Genomic DNA, 26011 nt, shown 5'->3' with positions numbered 1-26011 from the left:
GAGGGGATAATAATGTTTAGATTTGCAAAGAAAACAACAGCTGCTGTTTTGGCTTCAGCTCTGACGCTGACAACTATACCTTATATTTCGTATGCTGAAACTGCTGTTGCAGAAGAAAAACTGCTCACCCGTGATGTTCGGTGTGCAAATGAGGACGTGAACCGCTGGGAGTCCGAGCATTTTCAGTTCATATGGGGGAAAAACGGAGCTGATTCAGCAAAAATAACGCAGAGTTTCCTTGAGGAGAACGCAAGGAATCTTGAAGCCTGCTGGGACGTTTATATGAACGACCTGTCAATGGAACCGCCGACACAGTCTGTAAATATGAGCCTGCGTGACGGCAATCAGTACAAGGTCAATTTCTATATTTCAGGCACAGGTCTTTCGTCTTTCACTGATGACTGGGCTTATATGGGATACGACAGTCAGGGCTACGCTTTTATGTTCTGCTGCGTGGGAGCAATGCAGAATTCGCCCAATCCTTCATGGGTACTTCCGCATGAGTTCGGACACGTTGTAACAGCTCATCAGCTTGGCTGGAACGAGAACAAATACGTTCAGGCGTGGTGGGAGGCTATCGCTAACTGGTACAGGGAGCAGTTCCTTTATTCCGATTATTACAGCAAGCAATGGGGCAGTGTGAACGGTATAACCGATTATTTCGAGACGTATATGAAGAATCTCTGCTTTACGCCGATACTTGGACGTGACAATTATGCTTCATGGGCATTTTTGCAGTATATCACGGAGAATCCTGATGATCTGCCCGGATACGGAAACAGCTTTGTCAAAGACCTCATGCAGCAGGGACAGCGTGACGAATATCCATACGCCGAAATAGAGCGTATCTCCGGGGCTGATATGAAAGATACTCTCGGTAATTATGCTAAGCGCCTTGCAACTCTTGATCTGGCTCACAAAAAAGAGTATCAGGCACGTCAGCATGAGCTTTTAGCGCGGGGAGAATGGAACTGGGGAGAAATATATACTATCCTTGAAAATACGTCAGGCAGAGAGAATTTCTATACCGTTCCGACAGAGCGAGCTCCGCAGCAATTCGGAGTGAATATAGTTCCGCTTGAAGTCAGCGGCAGTAAAATATCAGTTACTCTTGAGGGGCTTACAAGTGTTGAAGGTGCAGACTGGAGAGCCTGTATTGTCGTTGAGCAGAAGGACGGTATTACCCGTTATTCTGACCTTTTCAAGTCCGATGAGACTATGACTATGGATTTCAGCAGCGCGACCGATGAAGCTGCATATCTCACAGTAACTGCAACTCCCGACAGTTCGGCATGGCAGCAGATAGGAGTTCCGTGGGCATACGGAACAGGAGAATTTGATGAAAGCAACTGCCCGTTCCTCAGTAAAACACGATATCCCTGGGCAGCAACTATTACAGGTGCAGGCATCAAACAGGAACAATACAGCAATGATGCATCAGGCGGAACTCGTCACCCTAACGGGGGCGGATTTGTTGCCTCAACAGCTAAAGTTGATCCTTCTGTATATGTCGGTCCGAACGCAAAAGTCCTCGGTCATGCAACTGTTTCAGGGAACGCAGTGATCGACGGTCACGCAGTAGTTACAGGAAGTGCGAGAGTATCCGATAATGCAGTCGTGACAGGTCATGCGATCGTCGCGGAAAATGCTGTTGTAAAGGATAATGCTATTATCGCTGACTACGCAGGAGTTATGGGTCAGGCAGTTATTTCTGATAATGCAAGAGTTATCGAAAGCGGACTTGTATTTAACACATATACTGTTAGCGGTAATGCTGCTGTAAAGGGCGTTGCATATTGTCTTGGCAACGGCTCTGCGAGTGGTCAGGCAATGCCTGATGGAGACTATTATGACGATTCGGGAAGGTCTGTACAGAAAGGCTCAATCTATGGCTGGGCAAGCTATGATGATTATGCACAGAATCGTCCATACACTGACGGACAAGTGGCGGCATTGGAATTCTCGGCAGACAGCTCTGAGATCGCTGCTGACGTTTACACATCTACATTCGGTATCACAATGGGAGCTCCGACATGGAGTGAAAATACAATTTCCGGCAAAGGCGTCCTTACATTTGACGGTTCTAAACGGCAGTATATTATCGCAGACAGTTCATATGCTGCACTTCATGATGCTGAGTATCAGACAGCGGTACTGCTCCGTGATAACAGCAGAAATGAGATCTTCAGTTTGGGTTCGGACAAAAAGCTCTCTCTGACAGCTGAAAACGGTACTGTTTCGCTGACCGAAGGAGACAATAGCGTTTCTGTGGATAATGCTTACATTCCTGGCGAGTGGATAACTGTAAGTGTACTCATCTCCGATGATAAAGCTACGCTGAAAGTCAACAACGGAACAGACATAAAGTCAGAAAGCGGAGTATTTACAACTGATCCTGTTGACGTTATAATTGACGATTCGGTTTATCTTATCGGTTCAGGTATGAACGGCTCTATGGACTATTTTCGTGTCTTCAACAAGGAGCACGAAGATGCTGAATACTATTACACAGAAAAAGAGACTCTTTCATCTGTTAAAGGTGACATTAACGCAGACGGATATTTAAGTGCAGCTGATCTTGTACTTCTTAATAAATGGCTGCTCGGAACTCACGATACTCAACTCCCCGACTGGAAAGCCGGTGATCTGTGCGATGACGGCAGGCTCGATGCATTTGACCTTGTACTGCTTAGACAAGAACTGTTAAAAACATAACTAAAAGCGATACTGTTCCATTTTCGGACAGTATCGCTTTTTCATCAAAGATAAAAAAAGGTCACATTTTTGGTCTGTTCCTGTATTTACTGTTTACCCCCGTATGATGTATCATATCTCTGAGCATGAGATCGATTTCGTTGTATTTGAACAAACCAAAGGAATTCTTTGTATTGAGGCGAAAGCTGGACAAATTCATTACTGCGATGGGGCATGGCGTTATGGTAATGGAGACATCATAAAACATAATGGACCATTTAAACAAGCAAGTGCGTTTTCACATAACCTGATTAATTACATAAAAGACTGTGGAGCAGGTCATTTGCTGAAAAAATGTAAAATAATGTATGCAGTTTGTTTCCCATCTGTTTCAAAGGTAAAGTTTGGGCACCCATCAATGCCGCCTGATTCTGATTCTGATTATGATCTCATATTATTCAAGGAATCTCCTGACGATATTAAAAATAGCATAACTTCGCTGTTTTCTTTGGATATAGAGGGAGCGGTTCAGAATACATTACTTTCCAACCAAGATGTAAAAACATTGATGGAAGGTGTACTTGCACCCAAACTTAATCTTCTTCCTATAGCTGAAATATGATAAGCGACGTAAACTGTTTGCTATTTTCATTTTATGTTATAGGATTATCCCATTCGATGATTATACCGCGTGTTACACCGTTCACATCGAAATCAGCAATATCCAAATAACTGAGAGCGTTCTCAGGGACTTCAAGCCAATATCCGAAATCTTCACTGCCAGTGGGATCATCACCACTACCGCGGAAGACTGCAATAACATCATCTAAGCCGTTTTGACCGTAGTCGTTCGGATAACCTTCCTGCCAATGAGTATAGTCTGTTTCAGTAAAGTTTACGGCGTAAACGGAGCCGTCAGAATTGACCAGTCCGCCTGTGTAGTAAACATCACGCTCACCATAAGTGATTAGTTCTTCAATAAGAGCTTGCTCTTCCTCGTCGTCTATAATAACGAGGTGCACTGTCGGGTCTTGTTTAGTTATGAGGCTCATAAATTTCGCTGAAACAGCGTAATCGCACACAGCATACAGGTGCCCGTTGCGATAAGTCCACGCCTTGACTTTGCTCAGCGCCTCTCCATAATCATAGCTTTTGTATTTGGAGCCCATAAATCTCTTAATATCATCACCGGTATGTATTTTTCCGTCTTCGAGAAGAGCGGTTTTGTGATCGTCGGTTGGTGTAAGCATTATTGTATCGAGATATTTTATTGTATTCTTCGTCACTGTAAACGTGCGCATATAGCTAAAGTTTCCGGGCCATTTCCAGTCCCTGTATCCATCAGCAGTTACGGAAAGCTTGTATTTTCCGGCGGGTACGGGTAATTCGACGTGTCCATCATCGTCTTTTTCGGATATAAAGGCCTCACCGGTTTCTGTGTTTGTTGCCGTGAACCTGATGTTGGAAACGACATACATTTCATCATATTTATCACGCACATAGGCGAAAATAATGCCGTTATCTCCTGAGGTCGGTGCAGTTGTGCGTTCAACTCCGAGAGCTTTCTGTACACAAAGAGCTGCATCAAGCATATTGACCTCATCCGTTCTATAATTCGGGCTGTTTACAACTATATCTTTGACCTGAGCGCCGGTCAGTGAATTATTAGCAGTCCAAACCATCGCTGCAACTCCTGCAACGTGCGGAGAAGCCATAGATGTGCCGCCTTTAAATGTGTATTTTTCTCCATACGTTTTATAACCGCTTACCGCTGATAAGATCCCCTCACCCGGAGCATAAATATCTGTTCTCGTTCCGCCGTTTGAAAAACATGATACATTCAGCTCCTGGTCAAGAGAACCTACAACGATTATCCTGTCGTATACATTCGGGTATTCGTCGCGTTCCATTATAGTAAGGAAGGAGTTATACTTTGCCTCAAGATTACCTGTATAATCATCAGAATCATTTCCTGCAGAAGTGACGATAACGAAGTCAAAACCCTTTTCGAGCAATCTATTGAAATAATCTCCAATTACCCTGGACTTCTCAAGCGTATCAATATGTTGTGATGGATCACTAAAGCAATTTATCAGCGCATCATCATCAACGTATCCCTCATCGTCTGCAAAGCGTTTGCGCAGTCCGTTGCCCATGCTGAAATTAATAACCTTAACATTGCGGATTATCATTTCACCGTATGCAGCCTTGGTAGACATTGAACTGAAATGGATACCTTTCAGATCTTGATATCTGTAAGCCCCCCACGCAGATGCCGCATATAGTCTTCCGTTTCCGTAAGGATATACTCCGCATATACCTGTTTCATCATCGGTGCTGGCGGCAAAAGTACCCGAGACATGTGTGCCGTGATCTTTTTCATCAAGACTTGTGGCAATATGATTTGCTCCGTTCTCATAGAAATAAGCTGAAAATCCAAGGTCATCATGTTCTGTATAGAAACCGGCGTCGCATACTCCGACTTTTATCGGAACTATGTCGCTGTTGGTCTGCAATTCCTCCCATGCTCCGTCAGTGTTGATAGCTTCAAGCGCCCACCGAGGTCTGACGATGCCATCGTCGCTTTCAGTGTAGTTGTCCCACTCTCTTCCATAGTAGAACTCTCCGAAACGCTCGCTGGATTCAAATAATTCTTCTTCATAAGAATCGACATAGTTCAGTGTAGCCGAATCAACAATAGCCTCAGTTGCAATACTCTTTACGATAGGAACAATCTCATCTGGAGTTGTTGCCAGCCTTAGCTGATAGTCGCCGGAGACTTCTATCTCTCCGACTATTTCTGCACCATAGGAAGCGGCAAGCTCAGCAATTTGCCCTCGGTTAACGCCGTCTTCCGCTACAACGAGAACCTCATTATCTATATATCCGCTTCCGCTTCTTTCATCTTCCACAATGACGTGTTCTTCGTCTATCGGGGAATAATAGAGTTTTCCAAATTCTGTATTAGCATTTGGGTCTGTCATATCGACAAGTTCAGTGTCCTGCATTGTTTTAAAATTCAAGCGTGTTCTTAGTTTTGTATATAGAAAAACGTCCAAAGAACCGAGAATCAATGCAATAACTACAAGTATTGAGAAAAACGGAAGAAAAAGAGAATGCTTCTTTTTTATCACAATTATACCTCCTGTATTATAAATGGATAAGTATACAACAACTGCTTACATTTTATCACATCTTCTCATATGTGTCAATACAGTCAATTTAAGGTGTTATGTGACGAAAGGTCGAGCGAGACCAACTGAATTCTGACAGGCGATATTTTGAGAACAGAAAGGCTTCTACTGCTTCTCTTTCCAATTGAAGTATAATGAAATATGTATTCTCGGTGGTCGCAAGACAGGCGGATATCGACACTTTATTCTATAATATATGCCTTATAACCGAAATAGTCATATAAATATTAATGTTTTTTCTTCTATATTGGAAAAACTTCTTGACTACTCATACTTTTTAGGGTATAATAATGGTGAGGTGATGTTATGATACTCAGACCTGATTATATTAACGCAATAGAGCCTTTTATAGACTCTCCTGTTGTAAAGATACTCGCCGGAGTTCGTCGCTGCGGCAAGTCCACTATACTCGAAATGGTTGCAGCTGAACTTGAAAAGCGGGGCGTTGAAAAGGAAAACATCATTGAGCGCAGATACAGCGAAATTATGTATGACGACTTTTCCGCCAAGGAGATGTACTCCGACATAAAAACAGCCATTTCAGATAAAGGACGATGCTATCTGCTTCTTGATGAATTGCAGGAGATAAAGGGCTGGGAAAAGGTCGTCAACGACCTGCTTGAAAACAGCGATGTCGATATATATGTCACAGGCTCAAACAGCAAGCTGATGTCGAGTGAGATCTCCACATATCTCACGGGCAGGTATGTGACTATTCCAGTTTATACGCTTTCGCTCCGTGAGTACCTGTCATTCAAGAATAAAGACGAGTCTCAGGCGAGAGACGTGTTCGATGAATATGTTCAGTATGGAGGCTTTCCTCTTGTGGGTATCAGCAGCTTCGATACTAATTCTGCATATCAGATAGTTGACGGTATATATGCTTCCGTCATTACACGTGATATCTCCAAACGTCATAAGATACGCAATAAGGAGCTGTTCGACAGAGTTGTCCGATACGTTATCGAAAACGTAGGTATGATCTTCTCGGCTAATACCATTGTGAAATTCCTTAAAAGCGAGAATCGCAGCCTGTCCGTTGAGACTATCTACAATTACCTGAAATGGCTCGGTGAAGCATTTATTATCTATCCTTGTCAGCGATATGACCTGCAAGGCAAGGCGGTGCTCAAAACTCAGGAGAAATACTATCTCTCCGACATTTCTATCAAGTACAGTCAGATGGGCTTTGATACAAAAATGATTTCGGCTGTGTTTGAAAATATCGTTTACCTTGAAATGAAACGGCGCGGCTATGAGGTCTACATCGGCAAGAACAACACCAAAGAGATAGATTTTGTTGCCGTCCGCAGAGATGAAAGGATATACGTTCAGGTATGCGTTCAGCTTCCCGACGGCTCCGACCGTGAGACAGCAAACCTTATGGACATAAAGGATCACTATCACAAATATGTGGTATGCCGCGATCCCCTTGCTTTGGGGAATGACAACGGAATAGAGATAGTGCATATCGCAGACTTCCTGATGCGTGACAACTGGTGAAAGTAGAATTGCAATGAATATTGATAAGACACTTTATACGGGACGTCCCTCGGACGAGCGTTCAGAAGTTGAAATGGCGATATACAACAGGCTTGATTCGCTCGGTATCGAGTACAAGAGAGCCGATCACGACCACGCCGATACTATGGAGGACTGCCTGCTGATAGAGTCTGTCCTCGGAGCTAAAATATGCAAGAATCTCTTCCTCTGCAACCGTCAGAAAACGAGCTTCTATATGCTGCTTATGCCTGGTGACAAGCCCTTCAAGACGAAGTTCCTGACCTCGCAGCTGAACTGTGCCCGTCTTTCATTTGCGGAAGCTGATAAGATGCAGGAATTTCTGCATACTATCCCGGGCTCGGTGTCTGCTCTTGAACTGATATTTGATACAGACAACAACATTCAGCTTGTTATAGATAACGATCTTATGAGCGATGAATACATCTGTGGACACCCAGGCATCAATACATCAACAGTACGCTTGCTTCGCGAAGATATGCTGAAATATGTCCGCGCGGTTAAGCATGAGCCCACATTTATTGACCTGCCGACGGAGTGATACTACAGAATTTTTTCACTGGGGATTGATAACGAAGCGGTATCAGGTCCTACGAGGCGGAGCATAAAAAGTATCAGCTGCACGCTGAATATATGCCTGCTTTCTCTGTTCAGCTAACAATACCCAAACTACCATTTATGAAGAATGAGCAAAAAGCTCTCCGAATCACTCGGGGAGCTTCGCTTTATTCTACCAGCATTCTTCTCATCAGGCAGAGGTCAAATACATCGAGTCTGTTATCTTCGCAAAGGTCACCTGCCTGCCAGTTTGCAAGCTCTGCATCGGGAGTCGCAAGCAGCCACCTCTGCAATAGTACAAGGTCGGATACATTGAAGCTGCCGTCAGCGTTCACATCACCTGCAACATAGGATCCGCTGCGGAGAGTGTCGTTTATCACCTTCAGCAGCGACTTTTCGCCCTTTGCGTCCTGCGTGAGCTCCCATATGATGTAAGGTGGGAGGACAACCGCAAGTATATCACTTACACTTGCCCCAATGGCAGAAAGTGCCGTGACAATAAGCTTCACGGCGACAAATACAGAAAGGAGAATATGGAGTATGAATTCAAAGCAAGAAGAATTACAGCAGATGTACGACAAGGAATTGTCGGCAGCGGCGGACACTCAGCCGACAGTGGTAGTGCTCGATTCCAACTGGAGAGCACTGATAGAGCCGTACCCTTTTACGTTATCAAAAAGGAGAATGTTAAAATGAGCAATTCAAATCACATAGGAAACACAAGCGAGAGATATATAAGGAGCGTGATATATTGGGAAGAAAGATCAAAGAACCGAGTATCAGGAACGTCAATGTCAGGTTCAATGGAGACGCACAGGGCTTCGACTTGTTCATAAAATCACTGCTGAGCGACTATCTCCATTCAGGTGATGTAGACAAATGTCCACTGACAGATGTTGTTGATAAGGTCGAAATTTCGAGCGAGAAGGAAAAATCAGTAGACTTCTGAGGAGGTCTGTGGTATGGTGTGTCGTAGCACCAACCGAGGTGCTGCGACTGCCAAAACGAATGGATGTATAAAAATGAAAGCATCAGCATTAAACAAAATGGAATCCTGTGACCGTGACGAGAGCATCATACAGGTTCCGCAGCATATACGTCTGGACTATGCCGAGCAGTACGACGATGACACAGGAGGTATAACGCTTGGAGAAGAAGTGTCATACTGCAGAATAAAGGAGCCGAAGATCAGAAATATTATCGCCAAATTCAACGGCGACCGTGAGAGCTTCGAGCTGTTCATCAAGTCGCTTCTGAGCGATTATCTTCACGCCGCCGAGGTTGAAAAGTCTTCGGCAGAACAGGAGGCAGATAAATGAAAGCATGGTTATATTACAGACTGTCACGCGACGAGGACGCCGAGATGAACAGTCTTCAGAATCAGCGTCAGATACTTGTGGACTACGCTGAGCAGCACGGTTACGAAATTGCAGGTGAGAGCTTCGACGACAACGTATCTGGTATGACCTTCGAGCGCAAGGGGCTTCACCAGATAGAGCTCGCGGTGGAGGACGGAAAGATTGATATACTGTTGGTCAAGGACCTGTCCCGACTTGGCAGGCACCGAACACGCACGGCGCTGTTCATTGACTACCTGAGAGAGAATAATGTCAAGGTGTACTCGGTGACCGAGGGTATCGACTCATCGAACGAGAATGACGATATGATAATCGGCTTCAAGCAGCTCGTCAATGACTTCTATGCCAAGGACATCGGCAAGAAGGTCCGCACGGGAATTCGTCAGAAGCAGAAAACGGGAATGCCTGTGAACTTACCAATGGGATATTATAAGGACAAATTCACAGGTGAGATACTGGTCGATGAAACGGCGGCAGCGATAGTCAGGGAGATATTTGAAAAGTTCTTCGCAGGCTACGGACTCAGTACAATAGCGAAAGACTTCAACCGGCGAGGAATAAAATCTCCGGAATACTTCTCACACAGAAAGGTCGGAGCACAAAGAACACAGATGTGCAAGAAATTCTTGTGGGTGCAAACAACGGTCAAGCGTATAATTCAGAACGAGGCGTACACGGGAACGCTCGTCAACCATAAGACCGTAACATCAAAAATCTACAAGACCGTGGACGTTATTCCGCCCGAGGAGCAGTACAGACATGAGAACTTCATGCCTGCGATTATCGACCGCGAGACCTTCGAACAGGCACAGATACTGCTAAAAAGCAGGCAGAGTACGCAGGTGAGGGCAAAGTTCGGAAGCGTTATCCATAGGTACTGCGGAATGATAAAATGTGCCGAGTGCGGAGCGAGCCTCATAGCTAAGAAGCGGACGGTCGCAGGCAACTCGTGGGTGGAGTACACCTGCAACAGCAATCACCGTTACGGAAACGAATACTGCACCGCTCACACTATCCGCGAGACTCAGCTTGACGAGATCATTCATACAGAGCTTGTAATGCTCCGCCAGGAGATACTTGATTCCAGTCAGAAGTACGACGAGATAGTCAGGGAGTGGAACAAGAAGAAGCCCAAATACGATAAAATGATAAAGGACTACACCGAGAAGATAGCCAATCTCAAGGTTCAGATCGAACAGGTGATCATTGAGCGGATCAATGACCGCGAACACGCCAAGATCTACAACTCAATGATCGAAAAGCGTGAAGCTGAGATAGCGGAGCTGACGCAGAAGATAGAGGAAAGCAGGAAGTTCGACGAACTCAGTAAGAAGCGTCGTGACGAGCTGATGTCCACAGCAGAGCTGCTGGACGAGGTGCTCCTCGAACCGTACATCTCGGATGCGAATATGCGTCTGCTTGTCCGCAAGATAAACGTCCACGAAAACGAGGACGGCAGCCTTGACGTAACGCTTGAATTCAATGGTGATTTCAAGAATTCGAGCACAGTGTGCTTTGAAATCAATGAATAGGCATGAAAACAGCCGCAGGGTGACCTGCGACTTTCTATTTATCAGCATACTCACGAACTACTGGCAATGTAACGTTGTTGTAACTAATGATTCTTCCCGTTTTATTCTTTATCATTGACTAAAATGCCATAATATGATAAAATAAATATATATTTGACCGAACCGGGTGATGTCATGGAGGAAAACTATATTTACAGCGGTACAAAAAAGCTTCGCTGCGGCTATACTACGGGGACTTGTGCTGCTGCTGCCGCCAAGGCTGCTGCTGAGTCTCTGCTTACTGGAAAGTACGTTTTCTTGGCGGAGATACTTACGCCAAAGGGCGTAAAGCTGAAGATCCCTACAGTCATCACCGTTGTCGGAGCTGATTATTCGGAAGCTTCTGTTGTAAAAGACAGCGGCGATGACCCTGACGTTACAAACGGTATCGAGATACGTGCAAAAGTCTCGCTTGCTGACAGCGGTATTGAGATACAAGGCGGCAAAGGCATCGGAAGGGTCACAAAGGCTGGGCTTGACCAGCCTGTCGGTGCGGCTGCAATCAATTCAGTTCCGAGAAAAATGATCGCTCAGGCGGTATCCGAGATAGCAGAGCTTTATGAGTATCACGGAGGCTTCCGCGTAGTCATCTCCGTACCCGCAGGCGAGGAACTCGCCAAAAAGACCTTCAATCCGCGGATAGGCATAGTCGGCGGTATTTCGATAATCGGGACGACAGGGTTAGTTGAGCCGATGAGCGATTCTGCCCTTATCGGGACTATCCGTACAGAGGCGAATATTCGTAAAGCTGAGGGAAGAAAGGTCATGCTGCTGACGGTCGGCAATTACAGCGAGCGCTTTATCGCCGATAATCTCCCTCAGCTGAACGAGCAGTGTGTAATGTGCAGCAACTTCATCGGCGACGCGATAGATATCGGCATAACACTTGGGTTTGAGGATATCCTCATATACGGACATATCGGGAAAATGGTCAAGCTTGGCTCGGGGATAATGAATACCCACTCCTCCTATGCTGACGGCCGGATAGAAACCCTTATCGCCTGCGGAGTTCTTGCTGGCGTCGATAGCCGGCTGCTTTGCAGCTTGAATGACTGCGCAACGACTGACGCAGCATTGGATATTCTCTATGAAAACGGTGCAGCGAATAAACTGCTTGAAGTTCTGACAGAGCGGATACACAGCTATTTGCAGGCACGGGCAAAGGAGAGCGCGAAGGTCGGAGCGGTTATTTTCTCATACAAGAACGATCTGCTCCTGAAGACCGAATATGCGGATGAGATACTGAAAAAAGCTCTGGAGGTGTGAAATGGTACATTTTGTAGGTGCAGGCAGCGGTGCTGCTGACCTCATAACGCTGAGGGGAAAGACTCTTCTTGAAGAAGCAGATGTCATAATATATGCAGGCTCCCTTGTGAATCCTGAGCTGCTCGGATATGCACGTTCGGAGTGCGAGATGCATAACAGTGCCATGATGACACTTGACGAGGTCATAGATGTCATGGAAAAGGCAGAAAACAGCGGCAGAACGACTGTGAGACTGCATACTGGCGATCCTTGTATCTATGGCGCGATACGCGAGCAAATGGACAGGCTTGATGAACTCGGTATCGAATACGATGTGTGTCCCGGAGTAAGCTCCTTCTGCGGAGCTGCCGCTGCCCTGAAAGCGGAATACACCCTCCCCGATGTGTCGCAGACTGTCATCCTCACCCGTATGGCAGGACGCACTCCTGTGCCCGAAAAAGAAAACATCGAATCACTCGCCGCACATAATGCGACTATGGTGATTTTCCTTAGTACAGGAATGCTCGAGGAGCTCTCAGAGCGTCTTATCAACGGTGGTTACAGTGCTGACACCCCTGCGGCGATAGTTTACAAGGCAACGTGGCCGGACGAAAAGGTGTGCCGCTGCACAGTCGCTACTCTTTCCGAGACTGCAAAAACTAACGGTATAACGAAAACTGCGCTCATCACAGTGGGGGATTTTCTCGGAGATGTGCGCTCGCTCTCGAAGCTCTATTCCGCAGATTTCGAGACTGAGTTCAGAAAGGCGAAGGAACAATGAAGGCTGCGCTCATATCTGTGACAGAGAAGGGGAGGGAGCTGTCGCTTCGTATCGCTGAAAATGCCGATTTCCTCAGCGCAGAACGCTTCTGTTTCAAAAACCGCTGTGACAGCTCCGCGCAGAGCTTCGACAGCCTCAGCGGACTTGTCGTTGATATTTTTCAAGGATACGAAGCGCTGATCTTCGTGTGTGCCTGCGGCATCGCTGTACGGTCTGTTGCTCCTCACTTGAAATCGAAAACAAGCGACCCTGCCGTGATAGTTATCGACGACTGCGGCAAGTTCGTTGTCCCGATACTGTCGGGACATATAGGCGGCGCGAACGCCCTTGCCGGCAAAATCGCAGAGCTTATCGGCGCTCAGCCAGTCATAACCACTGCTACTGATACTGGCGGACATTTTTCTCCCGACAGTTTTGCCGCTGCAAACGACCTGATGATCACTGATATGGACACCGCAAAGGCAGTTGCGGCTGCTGTCCTTGACGGCGAAAAAGTCGGAATAGTGAGCGACTTCGAGTACATAAATATGCCGGACGACCTGACCTCCGGTGAGGGCTGCAATATCGGGCTCTACATCGGCGCTGAGGAAAGGGAGCCTTTTCCGGTCACGCTCAGACTTGTTCCGAGGAATATCGTTCTCGGCATAGGCTGCAAGCGCGGTACAGCCTGTCAGACGATCGAAAATGCAGTCTCGTATGCGCTCGGAAACGAAGGGGTCGAATTTGAACGCGTATGTGCTGTCGCAACTATCGACCTTAAATCAAATGAAGAAGGGCTTCTGGGATTCTGCGAAAAACATCGCTTGAAGCTGTATACATACACCTCTGATGAACTATTGAGCACTGAGGGAGATTTCACCGCTTCCGACTTTGTCAAAAACGTTACGGGCGTTGATAATGTCTGCGAGAGAAGCACCGTAAAATGCAGCAGCGGAAGGCTCGTCATCACAAAAAAAGCTGCTGACGGAGTAACCGTCGCAGCCGCGGAAAAGCCGCTCATGCTTGATTTTGAAAGGAGGAGACTGTAATGCTGTATGTTGTCGGTATGGGAGCAGGAGACCGCGATGGTATGACTATCGCTGCTGAGCAGGCTCTTCTGCGCAGTGAGCTGATAGTCGGGTATACGAAATATGTCGAGCTTCTGAAGGCGTATTTTCCCGATAAAGAATATGCCTCCACAGGTATGAAGCAGGAGCGCAAACGTGTCGAACTTGCCTTGAAAGAGGCGGAAAACAGGAATGTTGCACTCATATGCAGCGGCGATCCGCAGCTTTACGGTATGGCTGGACTGGCCTTTGAGCTCGGTATCAGCTACCCCGATGTCGATATAGAGGTGGTACCCGGTGTGACTGCCGCTTTCAGCGGCGGCGCTGTGCTCGGCTCTCCGCTGACACATGACTTTGCTGTGATAAGCCTTTCCGACCTGCTGACGCCTGCCGAGAAGATAAGGAAGAGACTTGAATGTGCTGCTGAATGCGACATGGTGATAGTCCTGTACAATCCTTCCTCGAAGACGCGTGCCGACTACCTGCAAAAAGCCTGTGACATAATACTTAAACACCGTGCAGGAGAAATCGTTTGCGGCTATGTCAGAAACATTGGACGTGACGGTCAGGAAAGCCGTATCCTCACTCTTTCGGAGCTCCGCGATACGGCAGTTGATATGTTCACTACCGTTTATATCGGCAACTCCGAAACTAAGATCATCAATGGAAAAATGGTGACTCCGAGAGGATATAGGAATGTTTAAGCTGCTTATCTTCGGAGGTACTACAGAAGGTCGCAAGCTCGCTGAATATTGTGCAGCAAACGACATCATAGCTGATGTTTCCGTAGCAACGGAATATGGAGCATCACTTCTGCCGGAAGGGATAAGCATTCTCTGCGGCAGACTTGACGCGAGGGAGATGACTGAGCTGATACGCAGCGGTTATTCTGCTGTTGTTGATGCAACTCATCCCTACGCGGTCGAAGCAACCGCCAATATACGCGCAGCCTGCGAGGAGACCGGGACAAACTGCCTCCGCCTTATCCGTAAAAACTCAGTACCTTACGGGAAAACAGTTCCGGATATGGACAAGCTCATTGAGCTGCTCAACGGTACAGATGAGACCATTCTCAGCACCCTCGGCAGTAAGGCATTGCCGGAGCTGATAAAGGTGAAGGACTTTCGCAGACGGCTGTGGGTCAGAGTACTTCCCTCGGAGGAGATACTTGAGCAGTGTCGTGCTCTCGGCTATGACACAGCAAAGGTGATACAGCAGAAAGGTCCGTTCACGACTGAACAGAATGCGGCTCACCTTCGGGAGAGCGGAGCAGGTATGATAATCACCAAAGAGAGCGGTGAAGCCGGTGGATACCCGGAAAAGGCGGAGGCTGCACGGATATGCGGTGCCGAGCTCATAACACTCACCCGTCCGCCAGAGCACGGTCACAGCTTCGGAGAAATCATCGAGAGAATTGAAAAGGAACGGAAAAAATGAAAGTCTATATTGTCGGGACAGGTGTGGACGGTAGAAATACCCTTACGAAGGAGGCTGAAAAAGCCATTGATGAGGCAGAGCTGCTGATAGGTGCAGAGCGTATGCTGCAGCCCTTCCAAAGTATGGGGAAAGAACTGTTCACAAGTTATATGCCACAGGATATAGCTGATAAACTTGCTTCATCCAGTTACGGTACTGCGGCAGTTCTATTGTCGGGAGACTGCGGCTTTTTCAGCGGAGCCAAGAAGCTGCTCCCGTTGCTCGATATTTATGATGTCCGCATCATTCCCGGTATCTCTTCAGTCTCATATTTTTGCAGTCGGCTCGGCTTATCATATGAGAATATGAAGTTTGTCAGCCTTCACGGAAAAGCAGCGAATATTGCCGTGAACGTCAGACTGAATGAACGCTGCTTCTTCCTGCTCGGCGGCGACATGACTGCTGCTGATGTCTGCCGTGTACTTTGCAGCTTCGGGCTATCTGATGTGACTGTTCACATCGGTGCCGAACTCGGTTACGATACCGAGACTGTCACAAGCGGAAAAGCGCATGAGTTCGTTGATCCAGCGCCTGTCGGACTTGTGGTCATGGTAACAGAAAACAGTGGGGCTCTCCGCTGTGTACCGTCTGCGATAAATGATGATGATTTCGTCCGTGGCGAGATACCTATGACGAAATCTGAGGTCCGCTGCATAGCCGTTTCAAAGCTCGGTATACGTACCGATTCCGTCGTGTGGGACGTCGGCTGCGGAACAGGCTCTGTATCAGTAGAGTCCGCATATCGCTGTCCTGACGGCAAGGTAGTATCATTCGATAAAAAAACCGAGGCGGCAGCACTCACAGCTAAAAATGCACAGCTTTTCAGCTGTGATAATATCGAAGTAATTGAAGGAAGCTGTCCCGAAGTGCTTGAAGATGCACCTACTCCCGACAAAGTATTCATCGGTGGGAGCAGCGGTAATATGAATGGTATCTTTGATGCGGTATATGCTAAAAATCCTTTTGCGAACATCGTTGTAACGGCGGTATCACTTGAAACTTTGAATGATGCTGTAAGCTGTTTCAAGAAATACGGAACAGCTGCGGAAGTAGTTCAGATAGCCGTCATGCGCACGAAAAAGCTCGGCTCGCACACGATGCTGCAAGCGCAGAACCCGGTATTTATCATCAGCGGGAGGCTCTCATGAGACGGATACTTATCGGAGGAACAAACAGCGGCTGCGGAAAAACAACTGTGACGTGTGCGTTGTTCTCCGCACTAAAACGCCGCGGCTTAAACGTTGCAGCATTCAAGTGCGGACCCGATTACATTGACCCCATGTTCCACAGAAAGGCGATAGGCGTTGCCTCCCATAACCTTGACAGCTTTTTCTGTGATGATGATACACTTCTTAGCCTGCTCGATGAGTACGGCAGCGGTGCTGATATCGCAGTCATCGAGGGCGTTATGGGCTTCTATGACGGTGACCGCGGAAGTGCACATTCTGTTTCAGAGATAACGGATACTCCGGCTGTTATCGTCATTGACTGCAAGGGGATGAGCGATTCGATAGGCGCGGTGATGAGCGGATTTCTACACTATCGCCCTAACCGTATCGCCGGTTTTATTTTTGATCGTCTGCCTGAGAAGCTTATCTCACTTGCAAAGAGACTTTGTGATGAGATCGGAACTGAGTATTTCGGCTGCCTTCCCAAAAGCGATATAACGATAGAAAGCCGTCATCTCGGACTTGTAACTGCTGACGAGATAGGCGATATCCAAACTATGCTCGGCAGGCTCGGGGAGCTTGCTGAGAAATACATCTGCATAGACAAGCTCATCGAAAGTTTTGACCGTCCTCTTCCCGAGTTCAAGCATACAGATATATCTCGTTTTTCAGATGCGCCAATAATAGCGGTCGCAAGAGACAAAGCCTTCTGCTTCATCTATCAGGAGAATATCGACCTGCTTGAAAAAATGGGATGTCGGATAAAGTACTTCTCGCCGCTTTCTGATAAGGCGGTCCCCGAATGTGACGGGCTTATCCTCTGCGGAGGCTATCCCGAACTGTATGCGGAGCATTTGTCTGCGAATATGTCGATGCTCGCGGACGTAAGGAACAATATTTCAATGGGTATGCCGACAATTGCAGAGTGCGGAGGATTTATGTATCTTCACGATGAGCTGACGGACGGGAGCGGCAGCACTTACGCTATGGCAGGTGTCATAAAAGGGCGAGCCTTCCCAACTGAAAGACTGCAAAGATTTGGCTATATCACGATGAAAGCCGACTCTGACAGTTTGCTGTTCGGTTCGGGAGAGGCGATAAGGGCACATGAGTTCCACTACTGGGACAGCACCAACTGCGGAAAGGATCTCACCGCTGAAAAAGCTGACGGCAGAACGTGGAGATGCTGCCATACGAGCGATACGCTGTATGCAGGTTTTCCGCATATTTACTTCTATTCTGATGTTAAGGCAGCCGCGCGTTTTGTTGAAAAATGCATAGATCACGGAGACTAAAATGTATAGGATAAAAAATATCTCAGCTCCCGACAGAGCGGCTTATAATGCGGCTAAGGAGCGCTGGGACAGCATAGCAAAGCCCATTGGCAGCTTTGGACTGCTCGAGGAAATGATACAGAAGATAGCTGCCGTTCAGGGAACGCCTGATGTCGATATCTCCAAGCGTACTGTTGTCGTTATGTGCGGCGACCACGGGGTAGTAAGTGAAGGAGTTACTCAGTGCGGACAGGATGTCACGGCTGAATGCGCAAAGGCTATTGCAGAGGGACGCTCCAATATCAACGCTGTAGCAGCTGCCTGTAACGCTGATGTTATCGCAGTAGATGTAGGTATCGCAGCTGATGTCAAGTGCGAAAGTCTGGTAAAACGAAAGGTCGTTTACGGCACGAAGAATATCGCATCCGGATCTGCCATGACTTTAGAACAGACAGAGGAAGCTATAACAGTGGGGCTCGATACTGTAAAACAACTGAAAGCTAAAGGTACAAAGCTCATGATCACGGGCGAGATGGGTATCGGAAACACAACACCTACGTCAGCGATATCTGCTGTTCTCCTTGATCTCCCACCTGAAGAAACAACGGGCAGAGGTGCGGGATTGTCATCGGAAGGATTGCAAAGAAAGATAAATGCCGTTAAACGTGCGATAGAAGTAAATCGTGTATCCGAGGACAAACCGCTGGAGCTGCTGCAGAAGCTCGGAGGAGCTGAGATAGCCGCTATGACAGGACTTTTCCTCGGCGGAGCTTACTACCGTATCCCCGTGATAATCGATGGAGTTATCTCGGCGGCTGCCGCAGCTGTCGCATATGCGATCCAGCCGCTGTGCAGGGAATATATGCTTGCAAGCCACTGTTCGGGTGAGCCTGTCGGAGAAAAGCTGCTTGGATACTGTGGTTTGAAGGCACCGATAAATGCGGGATTAAGACTTGGAGAGGGGACTGGCGGAGTACTGCTGCTTCCTCTGCTTGACGGAGCATTGGCTCTTTACAATAATGCCCATAGATTTGATGATACTTCAATAGAAAGGTATGTTGAGCTGAAATGACAACTCTTGTTACAGGCGGTTCAAAGTGCGGCAAATCGAGCTTTGCTGAGAGAATCCTCGAAGGTCGCTCAGGCAGAAAAATTTACATTGCTACTATGCAGCCCTTTGGCGCCGACGCCATTGAAGCTATTGAACGTCACCGAAAAATGCGTCTGGGGAAAGGCTTTGAGACGATAGAGAAATACACTAATCTGCACGAGCTTTCCGTTACAGCAGGTTCTGCGGTCCTGCTTGAATGTGTCGGAAATTTGTGTGCAAATGAGATGTTCCGAGGCAATGAGATAATGTGTCCGACAGAAAACGTGATAAGCGGGATAAAGGCTGTTTCTGAAACGGCTTCTGAGCTTGTGATAGTAACAAATCAGGTGGGCAGCGACGGTATATCTTATTCTGAAGGCACAGCGCAGTATATACGCTGTCTCGGGGAGATAAACCGATATATCGCTGAAATAGCCGACAATGTGATAGAGTGCGTTTATGGTGTCCCTGTATTACTGAAAGGAGAAATGCCATGCTGAATTCGCTGCTCTCGGCGTTCCTGATGTACTCGCGGATACCTGTTCCGAAGGTGGAATGGAAGGAGGAGAACCGCCGCTATGCACTGGGATTTTTCCCACTTATCGGAGCAGTCATCGGTGCGCTGCTCGTTCTCTGGCGCTTTGCCTGCAATGCGCTTGATATAGGACAATTCTTGTTTGCGGCAGGAGGTGTTTTCATTCCCATTCTCGTAACGGGAGGGATACATCTCGACGGCTTCTGCGACGTTTCCGACGCGCGTGCCTCCTGTGCTGACAGGGAAAAGCGCCTTGATATAATGTCTGACCCTCATATCGGTTCGTTTGCAGTTATAAAGCTGTGCCTTTATCTTATCGTTCAGACGGCGCTGTTCTCGCAGGCAGATTCGCTGCGTACGACAGCTTTGATATCCGTCGGGTACGTGTTATCTCGTGCGTTGAGCGGGATCAGTGCCGTAACGTTCAAAGCTGCAAAGAAAAAAGGCACTCTGCAAAGCTTTGTATGCCCTGCACACAAGAGAATAACGATCGCGATGGAGGCGTTTTTCATTATTTCAAGTGTCTCGGCAATGACAGCGATACTGCCTATCCAAGGCATTTCAGCTGGGCTTGCCGCACTTTTTGTCTTCATCTATCATAGGTACACATCATACCGCGATTTCGGCGGAGTTACAGGCGACCTGTGTGGCTGGTTCTTGCAGATCTGCGAGATATCCATGCTTGCGTCAGTAGTTTTTTCAGGGAGGATAATGCAGCTATGGTAATGATAACAGGTGGAGCGTATCAGGGTAAAACTGCCTATGCTATGCAGAATTGCGGCATTCCTGCAAACGAGATCACAGACGGGAAGAGCTGCGTTCCTGAGGAAGCACTGAAAGCCCGTTGTATCACGGATTATCACGAGCTTGTCCGCCGTCTCGGAGACGAGTGTATGACCTTTACGGAGGAACTTTGCCATCGCAATGATGAAGCTGTCATTATCATGGATGAGATAGGCTGCGGTATAATACCTCTTGAAAAGAGCGAACGAGTATGGCGCGAGAACGTCGGACGCTGCGGCTGTATCATAGCTTCACACTCAGAAAAGGTGGTACGTGTTGTCTGCGGTATACCGACATTTATCAAAGGTGGGCACAAATGAGGATAGTGTTCATTCGTCACGGGCTCACCGCAGGGAACCTCGAAAAACGATACATCGGCAGAACTGATGAGCCTCTTTGCCCTGAGGGACGCAACTCTCTCACCCGCAGGGACTACCCACAGTGCGAGGTGCTTGTGTGCAGCCCTATGCTTCGCTGCATACAGACTGCGCAGCTGCTTTTCCCGAATCAGAGAATCGTCACATTTGATGATCTGCGCGAGTGTGATTTCGGCGGATTTGAGGGAAAAAACTACATCGAGCTGTCAGGAAACAGCGATTATCAGAAATGGATAGACAGCGGCGGAACTCTGCCTTTTCCGGGTGGAGAAAGCCCACAATCATTCAGAGAAAGATGTATAAGCGCCTTTGATCTTATCACTGAAAAATACAGCACATCACGCTCTGTTTGTCTTGTCGTTCACGGCGGAACGATAATGTCAATACTTGAAAAATATGCCGTCCCGCACAGGGATTATTTTGACTGGAACTGCGAAAACGGTCGCGGATATATCTGCGAATGGAACGGCTCAGAGCTTCACATAACGGAGAGAATATGAAACATTTTTTGCCTGCACTCCCCTTGATACTTGGATTCCTGCTCGACTGCATCATCGGTGATCCGTACAGTTTCCCACACCCGATAAAACTCATAGGCAGACTGATCAGCGCACTTGAAAAATCAGTGCGGAAGCACTTTTCTGATCTGCGGAAAGGCGGAGCCATACTTGCGGTGACCGTTGTCGTACTTTCAACAGCAGCTCCGCTCGGACTCCTGATTCTCTGTTACAGCATACACGTTCTGCTCGGAATTGCCGCTGAGACTGTGCTTTGCTGCTATATGCTCGCTGCACGGTGTCTCTGCAATGAGAGCATGAAGGTCTGCAAGGCAGCGGAAAGAGGCGATACCGAGTCAGCGAGAAAGGCTGTTTCGATGATAGTCGGACGTGATACAGCGTTCCTCGACAGGGACGGGATAATACGTGCGGCGGTTGAAACGGTCGCGGAGAATACCTCCGACGGCGTTACTGCGCCCCTTTTCTATATGGGGCTTGGCGGAGCAGTCGGCGGATTCTTCTACAAATCGGTGAATACAATGGATTCGATGATAGGATATACAGACGAAAAATACGCCGATATCGGGCGATTTGCGGCTAAGCTCGACGATGTGCTCAACTATATCCCATCAAGGCTGACAGCGCTTCTTATGGTAGCCATAGCGCCTGTTCTCGGACTTGACGGCAGAAATGCATTCCGCATCTGGAAGCGAGACAGGAGAAATCACGCAAGTCCAAACTCCGCGCAGACCGAGTCTGCCTGTGCCGGTGCGTTGCACCTTCGGCTCGCAGGCGATGCGTGGTACTTCGGCAAGCTACATAAAAAGCCTTACATAGGAGATGACGACAGACCTATTGAAGCTGAGGATATCAGACGCGCGAACCGACTGATGTATGCTGCGTCGCTGCTTATGCTCGTTATCTCAGCCACCGCAAGGTGTGTGATAATTGGAGGTGTTCTATGATACAGCAGCACGGTGGGAACATATCACGGCTTGACAATATCTTTGATTTTTCAGAAAACATTAATCCGCTTGGCACCCCCGAAAGCGTCAAGGCAGCGATATCAGAAGCTCTCAGCAGCATCGAGCACTACCCTGATCCATACTGTACAGAGCTTCGCAGCAAGCTTGCAGTTTGCGAAAAAATGCCTGCTGAAAATATAGTTTGCGGAAACGGCGCAGATGACCTTATATTCCGCATCGTACACGCTCTGAGACCTCGCAAAGCTCTGATATGCGCTCCAACATTCAGTGAATACAGAAAAGCGCTCGAAGAGGTCGGCTGTGAGATCTGCGAGCACATACTCACCGAGAGCAGCGGCTTCACAATGACGGACAGCTTCATTGAAGAGCTTGACGCGAACTATGATATCTGCTTTGTTTGCTCGCCAAACAATCCTACAGGAAAGCTTGTTAAGCCTGAAATCCTGAAAAGACTTGCTGACAAGTGCCATGAAAAGAATACTATACTCGTGTGCGACGAGTGTTTCCTCGGTTTCGTTCAGAACGGCGCAGATTTCAGTCTGAGGCGTTGTATGAATGAAAGCTGTATGATCCTCAAAGCATTCACCAAACTTTACGCAATGGCAGGGATACGGCTTGGATACGCCGCTTTCGGCAGCACAGACTTAGCGCAGCTCGTTCAAAACAGCGGTCAGTTCTGGAGCGTTTCGTCTCTCGCACAGACGGCTGGTATCGCTGCCCTCGGTGAGGATGACTACGTCCGCAGAACAGCAGGATACATCGCTCGGGAGCGGAATATCCTTATCTCTGAGATGAGAGATATGGGCGTCAGAGTTTTCGATTCTTCGGTGAACTTCCTCCTTTTCAGAAGCATCCCGGAGCTGTGCGAAAAAATGCTCTCAATGGGAATACTCATCCGTGATTGCTGCAATTTTGACGGGCTCTCAGAGGGGTATTACCGTATCGCAGTGCGGACTCACGAAGAAAATACCGCGTTTCTGAACGCACTCAGGAGGTGCTTGAATGGCTAAAAGCATAATGCTTCAGGGAACGATGTCAAACGTCGGAAAGAGTTATCTCACTGCGGCACTTTGCAGGATACTCAGACAGGACGGCTTTTCAGTCGCTCCCTTTAAATCGCAGAATATGGCGCTGAATTCATTCATTACTCCCGACGGTATGGAGATAGGCAGAGCACAGGCATTACAGGCTGAGGCCGCCGGACTTGAGCCGTCAGCTCTTATGAATCCAATCTTATTGAAGCCGACCACAGACGTTGGCTCGCAGGTCATAGTAAACGGTCAGGTGCGCGGCAATATGCGTGCAGCTGAATACTTCCGCCGCAAAAAGGAACTTATCCCCGACATTCTCTCTGCGTACGAACAGCTTGCATCAGAGCACGATATCATAGTTATCGAGGGCGCAGGCAGTCCCGTGGAACTGAACCTCAAAGCTGACGATATCGTGAATATGGGGCTCGCTGAGCTCGTTAGATCGCCTGTTCTGCTTGTCGGAGACATCGACAGGGGCGGCGTTTTTGCGCAGCTCATCGGTACGCTTGAACTGCTCGAGAAAAGCGAGCGCGATATGGTCAGAGGGCTTGTTGTGAACAAATTCCGCGGCGACATTTCACTCTTCCGCGACGGTATCAGCATACTCGAGGAGCGCTCACACAAAAAGGTGGCAGGAGTAGTTCCGTTCATAAACTGCGATATCGAGGATGAGGACAGCCTGTCCGAAAAGCTGACAGCCCGCATCAGAGGCGGAGTGATAGACATTGCTGTGATACGTCTGCCGAAAATATCCAATTTCACCGACCTTGACGTTTTCAGCCAGTATGACGGCGTTTCGGTGAGGTACGTAACAAGAGCGAGTGAGCTCGGTGCTCCGGATCTGATAATAATTCCAGGTACGAAGAGCACTATCGCAGATATGAAATGGCTCAAAGAAAACGGACTTGCTGATGACATAAAGCTTTGTTTCAGCAGAGGTGTCCCGATATTTGGTATCTGCGGAGGCTATCAGATAATGGGAAGGACCATATCCGACCCTCTCGGGAGCGAGTGCGGCGGAAGCATCGGCGGTCTTGGTCTGATGGACTGCACCACGGTTTTCGGAAGTGAAAAGACGCAGACGCAGGTCACAGGCAGATTCGGCGATATCGAAGGTTTTTTTTCGTGCCTATCCGGTGCAGGCTTCTACGGGTATGAGGTGCATATGGGAGAGACTGAAAATGCCGGAGCTGTTCTGACCGACCGCGGAGGCTCTTATAACGGGAACGCAGCCGGTTGTTATGTACACGGCATTTTTGACAGCGCTGATGTCTCGGGAAGGCTTGTGAGAGCGCTATATCATCGCCGCGGTCTGACATACGGCGGCAGGAGCGTTGACAGGCGGGAATACAGAAATGCACAGCTTGACCTGCTTGCCGAGAACGTGAGAATAGCTATTGATATGGAGCTTATATACCGTATCATCGAGGAGGGTGTATGAATTTAGAATATGTACTTCCGAAGGACATCGAAAAACGAAGCTTTGAGATCATCGAGAGCGAGCTCGAAGCCGAAGTGCCCGAAGAGATCAAGCCTGTAGTTATTCGTGCGATACACACGACCGCGGATTTTGACTACGCAAAAAACCTTTATTTTTCGAAGAATATTGTTGACAAGGCACTTGAAGTTCTTGACAGCGGAGCCGTCATAGTCACGGATACGAACATGGCAAAAGCAGGTATAAACAAAGCTGCACTTTCACGGCACGGCTGCGAGTGTATGTGTTTCATGGCAGACGCAGATGTCGCAGAAACTGCCAAGCAGAACGGCACAACACGGGCAACAGCTTCGGTGGACAAAGCCGCTGCCCTCGGCAGACCTGTCATATACGCGGTCGGCAATGCTCCGACTGCACTTGTAAGGCTATGCGAGCACATCTCCGCGGGAGATTTCATTCCCAAATTCGTCATAGGAGCACCTGTCGGATTTGTGAATGTCGTGCAGTCTAAGGAGCTGCTCATCGCGTCGGGAATCCCATGCATAGTCGCCCGCGGACGCAAGGGCGGCAGTAATGTCGCGGCGGCTATATGTAATGCACTGCTTTATATGCTTGACGAACAAAAAGGGTATAAAAAGTGAAAGATAATTGTTGTTAACGTATAATTATTGCCGAATGCTTGCATTTTTTTAATTGTTCTGATATAATAAGTATCGTTCATGAACAACAATCAAATAATAGCAAACGGTGCCTCCGACAGACTATCTGTTGCAGGAGGGTAAAAGGGAAGCAGGTGAAAGTCCTGCACGATCTCGTCACTGTAATTGCGGAGCGGTGTGCAAATATAGTCACTGAGTTCTCGGGAAGACTGTATACCACGATGATGCATAAGTCAGGAAACCTGCCGTTTTGTTGGTACACGACCAAAAGGTCAAGGTCACGAGGTATTGATCGTACTGTTCCACAGACTCTTCAACGAGTCTGTTTGCAATGCCTTCTGCCTGCGCGGAGGGTTTTTTTGTTATGCGGTCAAGCCTTTCTCAGAAAGTCCCACGGTAAAATGTCAATAGACAAAAAGTAGAAAAAACAGTGAGGAAACCGTATACTCTGCCTAAAAAGAGACAAAAAAGGCATCTCCTACTAAATCCCGCACCGAAAAAATTTTTCGGCGGGCTGGAGTTGCCGGATTAATATTCCTCCGGCGGGATATACAGGCGGTTAGTCTTCAGCAGTGTATAGACTAACCTGACCAACTTTCTGGCAGTGAGAGCGAGTGCGCGTTTATGATTGTGCTTGTTAGCCTCTTTGTATTTGAGAGCGTAGAAGCGCTTGAACTCCGGGTCGCATCTTCTCAGAGCGTTTGCAGCTTCGCACAAATAGTATTTCA

At 47.8% G+C, this 26011-nt stretch carries 26 protein-coding genes, 1 pseudogene and 1 riboswitch; of the genes and pseudogenes, 24 read left to right on the top strand and 3 right to left on the bottom strand.

Annotation, left to right across the window (positions count from 1 at the left end):
* The first annotated feature begins 12 nt into the window (after positions 1-12).
* Both BMX22_RS14475 and BMX22_RS14470 read left to right on the top strand, forming a co-directional pair.
* Complete coding sequence (locus tag BMX22_RS14475; protein ID WP_074743221.1) at positions 13-2715, top strand: DUF6055 domain-containing protein; 2703 nt, start codon at positions 13-15, stop codon at positions 2713-2715.
* A 103-nt stretch (positions 2716-2818) separates the two neighbouring features.
* Positions 2819-3316: a nuclease-related domain-containing protein gene (locus tag BMX22_RS14470; RefSeq protein ID WP_074743219.1), complete on the top strand. Its 498-nt coding sequence runs from the start codon at positions 2819-2821 to the stop codon at positions 3314-3316.
* 31 nt (positions 3317-3347) lie between these two features.
* On the opposite strand, the gene BMX22_RS14465 is transcribed toward BMX22_RS14470, so the two are convergent.
* Entirely contained in the window at positions 3348-5828 is a 2481-nt protein-coding gene (locus BMX22_RS14465) for a S8 family serine peptidase (RefSeq protein ID WP_074743218.1), read from the bottom strand.
* Positions 5829-6194: 366 nt separating this feature from the next.
* Here BMX22_RS14465 and BMX22_RS14460 point away from each other — a divergent pair, with 366 nt between their 5' ends.
* Positions 6195-7391, top strand: coding sequence for an ATP-binding protein (locus BMX22_RS14460; protein WP_074743216.1), 1197 nt, complete (start codon positions 6195-6197; stop codon positions 7389-7391).
* 13 nt (positions 7392-7404) lie between these two features.
* The gene (locus tag BMX22_RS14455; protein ID WP_074743214.1) at positions 7405-7950 is read left to right on the top strand and encodes a prolyl-tRNA synthetase associated domain-containing protein; all 546 of its coding nucleotides are present in this window, start codon (positions 7405-7407) and stop codon (positions 7948-7950) included.
* A gap of 184 nt (positions 7951-8134) precedes the next feature.
* Here the strand turns inward: BMX22_RS14455 and BMX22_RS16245 are convergent, their stop codons facing one another.
* Positions 8135-8476: a dockerin type I repeat-containing protein gene (locus BMX22_RS16245; protein WP_143055547.1), complete on the bottom strand. Its 342-nt coding sequence runs from the start codon at positions 8474-8476 to the stop codon at positions 8135-8137.
* 31 nt (positions 8477-8507) lie between these two features.
* Here BMX22_RS16245 and BMX22_RS16605 point away from each other — a divergent pair, with 31 nt between their 5' ends.
* From BMX22_RS16605 to BMX22_RS14355, 20 genes are all read left to right on the top strand, one after another.
* Positions 8508-8663: a hypothetical protein gene (locus tag BMX22_RS16605; protein WP_177173040.1), complete on the top strand. Its 156-nt coding sequence runs from the start codon at positions 8508-8510 to the stop codon at positions 8661-8663.
* A 55-nt stretch (positions 8664-8718) separates the two neighbouring features.
* Entirely contained in the window at positions 8719-8916 is a 198-nt protein-coding gene (locus BMX22_RS16240) for a hypothetical protein (protein ID WP_143055546.1), read from the top strand.
* Between the two features lie 73 nt (positions 8917-8989).
* On the top strand, positions 8990-9286 hold the full coding sequence (locus BMX22_RS14440) for a hypothetical protein (RefSeq protein ID WP_143055545.1): 297 nt from the start codon (positions 8990-8992) through the stop codon (positions 9284-9286).
* On the top strand, positions 9283-10857 hold the full coding sequence (locus tag BMX22_RS14435) for a recombinase family protein (protein WP_074743210.1): 1575 nt from the start codon (positions 9283-9285) through the stop codon (positions 10855-10857). Before BMX22_RS14440 ends, BMX22_RS14435 begins: the two co-directional genes overlap by 4 nt.
* A gap of 174 nt (positions 10858-11031) precedes the next feature.
* On the top strand, positions 11032-12162 hold the full coding sequence (gene cbiD, locus BMX22_RS14430; protein ID WP_074743208.1) for a cobalt-precorrin-5B (C(1))-methyltransferase CbiD: 1131 nt from the start codon (positions 11032-11034) through the stop codon (positions 12160-12162).
* Position 12163: 1 nt separating this feature from the next.
* A complete protein-coding gene (gene cobM, locus BMX22_RS14425) occupies positions 12164-12922 on the top strand; it encodes a precorrin-4 C(11)-methyltransferase (protein WP_074743207.1) in 759 nt (252 codons plus the stop codon).
* Complete coding sequence (locus tag BMX22_RS14420; protein WP_074743205.1) at positions 12919-13950, top strand: cobalt-precorrin 5A hydrolase; 1032 nt, start codon at positions 12919-12921, stop codon at positions 13948-13950. Before cobM ends, BMX22_RS14420 begins: the two co-directional genes overlap by 4 nt.
* On the top strand, positions 13950-14672 hold the full coding sequence (gene cobJ / locus BMX22_RS14415; RefSeq protein WP_074743203.1) for a precorrin-3B C(17)-methyltransferase: 723 nt from the start codon (positions 13950-13952) through the stop codon (positions 14670-14672). The genes BMX22_RS14420 and cobJ overlap by 1 nt, the downstream gene beginning before the upstream one ends.
* Positions 14665-15405 (top strand): precorrin-6A reductase, encoded by a 741-nt coding sequence (gene cobK, locus BMX22_RS14410; protein ID WP_074743201.1) that lies wholly within the window; start codon positions 14665-14667, stop codon positions 15403-15405. Before cobJ ends, cobK begins: the two co-directional genes overlap by 8 nt.
* Complete coding sequence (locus BMX22_RS14405; RefSeq protein WP_074743199.1) at positions 15402-16592, top strand: bifunctional cobalt-precorrin-7 (C(5))-methyltransferase/cobalt-precorrin-6B (C(15))-methyltransferase; 1191 nt, start codon at positions 15402-15404, stop codon at positions 16590-16592. The genes cobK and BMX22_RS14405 overlap by 4 nt, the downstream gene beginning before the upstream one ends.
* Positions 16589-17908: a cobyrinate a,c-diamide synthase gene (locus BMX22_RS14400; RefSeq protein ID WP_074743197.1), complete on the top strand. Its 1320-nt coding sequence runs from the start codon at positions 16589-16591 to the stop codon at positions 17906-17908. Before BMX22_RS14405 ends, BMX22_RS14400 begins: the two co-directional genes overlap by 4 nt.
* A gap of 1 nt (position 17909) precedes the next feature.
* Entirely contained in the window at positions 17910-18959 is a 1050-nt protein-coding gene (gene cobT, locus BMX22_RS14395) for a nicotinate-nucleotide--dimethylbenzimidazole phosphoribosyltransferase (RefSeq protein ID WP_074743196.1), read from the top strand.
* Entirely contained in the window at positions 18956-19477 is a 522-nt protein-coding gene (locus tag BMX22_RS14390; protein WP_074743194.1) for a bifunctional adenosylcobinamide kinase/adenosylcobinamide-phosphate guanylyltransferase, read from the top strand. The genes cobT and BMX22_RS14390 overlap by 4 nt, the downstream gene beginning before the upstream one ends.
* Positions 19471-20238 carry an adenosylcobinamide-GDP ribazoletransferase gene (locus BMX22_RS14385; RefSeq protein ID WP_074743192.1) on the top strand — a complete coding sequence of 256 codons (768 nt, stop codon included), beginning with the start codon at positions 19471-19473 and terminating at the stop codon, positions 20236-20238. Before BMX22_RS14390 ends, BMX22_RS14385 begins: the two co-directional genes overlap by 7 nt.
* Positions 20232-20615, top strand: a complete 384-nt coding sequence (locus tag BMX22_RS14380) for a bifunctional adenosylcobinamide kinase/adenosylcobinamide-phosphate guanylyltransferase (RefSeq protein WP_074743191.1) — start codon at positions 20232-20234, stop codon at positions 20613-20615. Before BMX22_RS14385 ends, BMX22_RS14380 begins: the two co-directional genes overlap by 7 nt.
* Positions 20612-21172 (top strand): histidine phosphatase family protein, encoded by a 561-nt coding sequence (locus BMX22_RS14375; protein WP_074743189.1) that lies wholly within the window; start codon positions 20612-20614, stop codon positions 21170-21172. Before BMX22_RS14380 ends, BMX22_RS14375 begins: the two co-directional genes overlap by 4 nt.
* Positions 21169-22134, top strand: a complete 966-nt coding sequence (cbiB, locus tag BMX22_RS14370; RefSeq protein ID WP_074743187.1) for an adenosylcobinamide-phosphate synthase CbiB — start codon at positions 21169-21171, stop codon at positions 22132-22134. Before BMX22_RS14375 ends, cbiB begins: the two co-directional genes overlap by 4 nt.
* Positions 22131-23165 (top strand): pyridoxal phosphate-dependent aminotransferase, encoded by a 1035-nt coding sequence (locus tag BMX22_RS14365; RefSeq protein WP_081349237.1) that lies wholly within the window; start codon positions 22131-22133, stop codon positions 23163-23165. Before cbiB ends, BMX22_RS14365 begins: the two co-directional genes overlap by 4 nt.
* Entirely contained in the window at positions 23158-24627 is a 1470-nt protein-coding gene (locus BMX22_RS14360; RefSeq protein ID WP_074743185.1) for a cobyric acid synthase, read from the top strand. Before BMX22_RS14365 ends, BMX22_RS14360 begins: the two co-directional genes overlap by 8 nt.
* Positions 24624-25265 carry a precorrin-8X methylmutase gene (locus BMX22_RS14355; RefSeq protein ID WP_074743184.1) on the top strand — a complete coding sequence of 214 codons (642 nt, stop codon included), beginning with the start codon at positions 24624-24626 and terminating at the stop codon, positions 25263-25265. Before BMX22_RS14360 ends, BMX22_RS14355 begins: the two co-directional genes overlap by 4 nt.
* Positions 25266-25352: 87 nt before the next feature.
* Positions 25353-25548, top strand: a riboswitch (cobalamin riboswitch).
* Between the two features lie 263 nt (positions 25549-25811).
* On the opposite strand, the pseudogene BMX22_RS14350 reads toward BMX22_RS14355, so the two are convergent.
* Positions 25812-26011, bottom strand: a pseudogene (locus BMX22_RS14350) (IS110 family transposase); the annotation flags it as partial.

Origin of the sequence: Ruminococcus sp. YRD2003 (assembly GCA_900109435.1) — a bacterium.
Lineage (GTDB): Bacteria > Bacillota > Clostridia > Oscillospirales > Ruminococcaceae > Ruminococcus > Ruminococcus flavefaciens_G.
This window is presented reverse-complemented; position numbering and strand designations above follow the sequence as displayed.

Coding starts and splice junctions, on each gene's coding strand:
- BMX22_RS14475 (WP_074743221.1), top strand. CDS start 13: ATGTTTAGATTTGCAAAGAAAACAACAGCTGCTGTTTTGGCTTCAGCT.
- BMX22_RS14470 (WP_074743219.1), top strand. CDS start 2,819: ATGATGTATCATATCTCTGAGCATGAGATCGATTTCGTTGTATTTGAA.
- BMX22_RS14460 (WP_074743216.1), top strand. CDS start 6,195: ATGATACTCAGACCTGATTATATTAACGCAATAGAGCCTTTTATAGAC.
- BMX22_RS14455 (WP_074743214.1), top strand. CDS start 7,405: ATGAATATTGATAAGACACTTTATACGGGACGTCCCTCGGACGAGCGT.
- BMX22_RS16605 (WP_177173040.1), top strand. CDS start 8,508: ATGAATTCAAAGCAAGAAGAATTACAGCAGATGTACGACAAGGAATTG.
- BMX22_RS14440 (WP_143055545.1), top strand. CDS start 8,990: ATGAAAGCATCAGCATTAAACAAAATGGAATCCTGTGACCGTGACGAG.
- BMX22_RS14435 (WP_074743210.1), top strand. CDS start 9,283: ATGAAAGCATGGTTATATTACAGACTGTCACGCGACGAGGACGCCGAG.
- cbiD (WP_074743208.1), top strand. CDS start 11,032: ATGGAGGAAAACTATATTTACAGCGGTACAAAAAAGCTTCGCTGCGGC.
- cobM (WP_074743207.1), top strand. CDS start 12,164: ATGGTACATTTTGTAGGTGCAGGCAGCGGTGCTGCTGACCTCATAACG.
- BMX22_RS14420 (WP_074743205.1), top strand. CDS start 12,919: ATGAAGGCTGCGCTCATATCTGTGACAGAGAAGGGGAGGGAGCTGTCG.
- cobJ (WP_074743203.1), top strand. CDS start 13,950: ATGCTGTATGTTGTCGGTATGGGAGCAGGAGACCGCGATGGTATGACT.
- cobK (WP_074743201.1), top strand. CDS start 14,665: ATGTTTAAGCTGCTTATCTTCGGAGGTACTACAGAAGGTCGCAAGCTC.
- BMX22_RS14405 (WP_074743199.1), top strand. CDS start 15,402: ATGAAAGTCTATATTGTCGGGACAGGTGTGGACGGTAGAAATACCCTT.
- BMX22_RS14400 (WP_074743197.1), top strand. CDS start 16,589: ATGAGACGGATACTTATCGGAGGAACAAACAGCGGCTGCGGAAAAACA.
- cobT (WP_074743196.1), top strand. CDS start 17,910: ATGTATAGGATAAAAAATATCTCAGCTCCCGACAGAGCGGCTTATAAT.
- BMX22_RS14390 (WP_074743194.1), top strand. CDS start 18,956: ATGACAACTCTTGTTACAGGCGGTTCAAAGTGCGGCAAATCGAGCTTT.
- BMX22_RS14385 (WP_074743192.1), top strand. CDS start 19,471: ATGCTGAATTCGCTGCTCTCGGCGTTCCTGATGTACTCGCGGATACCT.
- BMX22_RS14380 (WP_074743191.1), top strand. CDS start 20,232: ATGGTAATGATAACAGGTGGAGCGTATCAGGGTAAAACTGCCTATGCT.
- BMX22_RS14375 (WP_074743189.1), top strand. CDS start 20,612: ATGAGGATAGTGTTCATTCGTCACGGGCTCACCGCAGGGAACCTCGAA.
- cbiB (WP_074743187.1), top strand. CDS start 21,169: ATGAAACATTTTTTGCCTGCACTCCCCTTGATACTTGGATTCCTGCTC.
- BMX22_RS14365 (WP_081349237.1), top strand. CDS start 22,131: ATGATACAGCAGCACGGTGGGAACATATCACGGCTTGACAATATCTTT.
- BMX22_RS14360 (WP_074743185.1), top strand. CDS start 23,158: ATGGCTAAAAGCATAATGCTTCAGGGAACGATGTCAAACGTCGGAAAG.
- BMX22_RS14355 (WP_074743184.1), top strand. CDS start 24,624: ATGAATTTAGAATATGTACTTCCGAAGGACATCGAAAAACGAAGCTTT.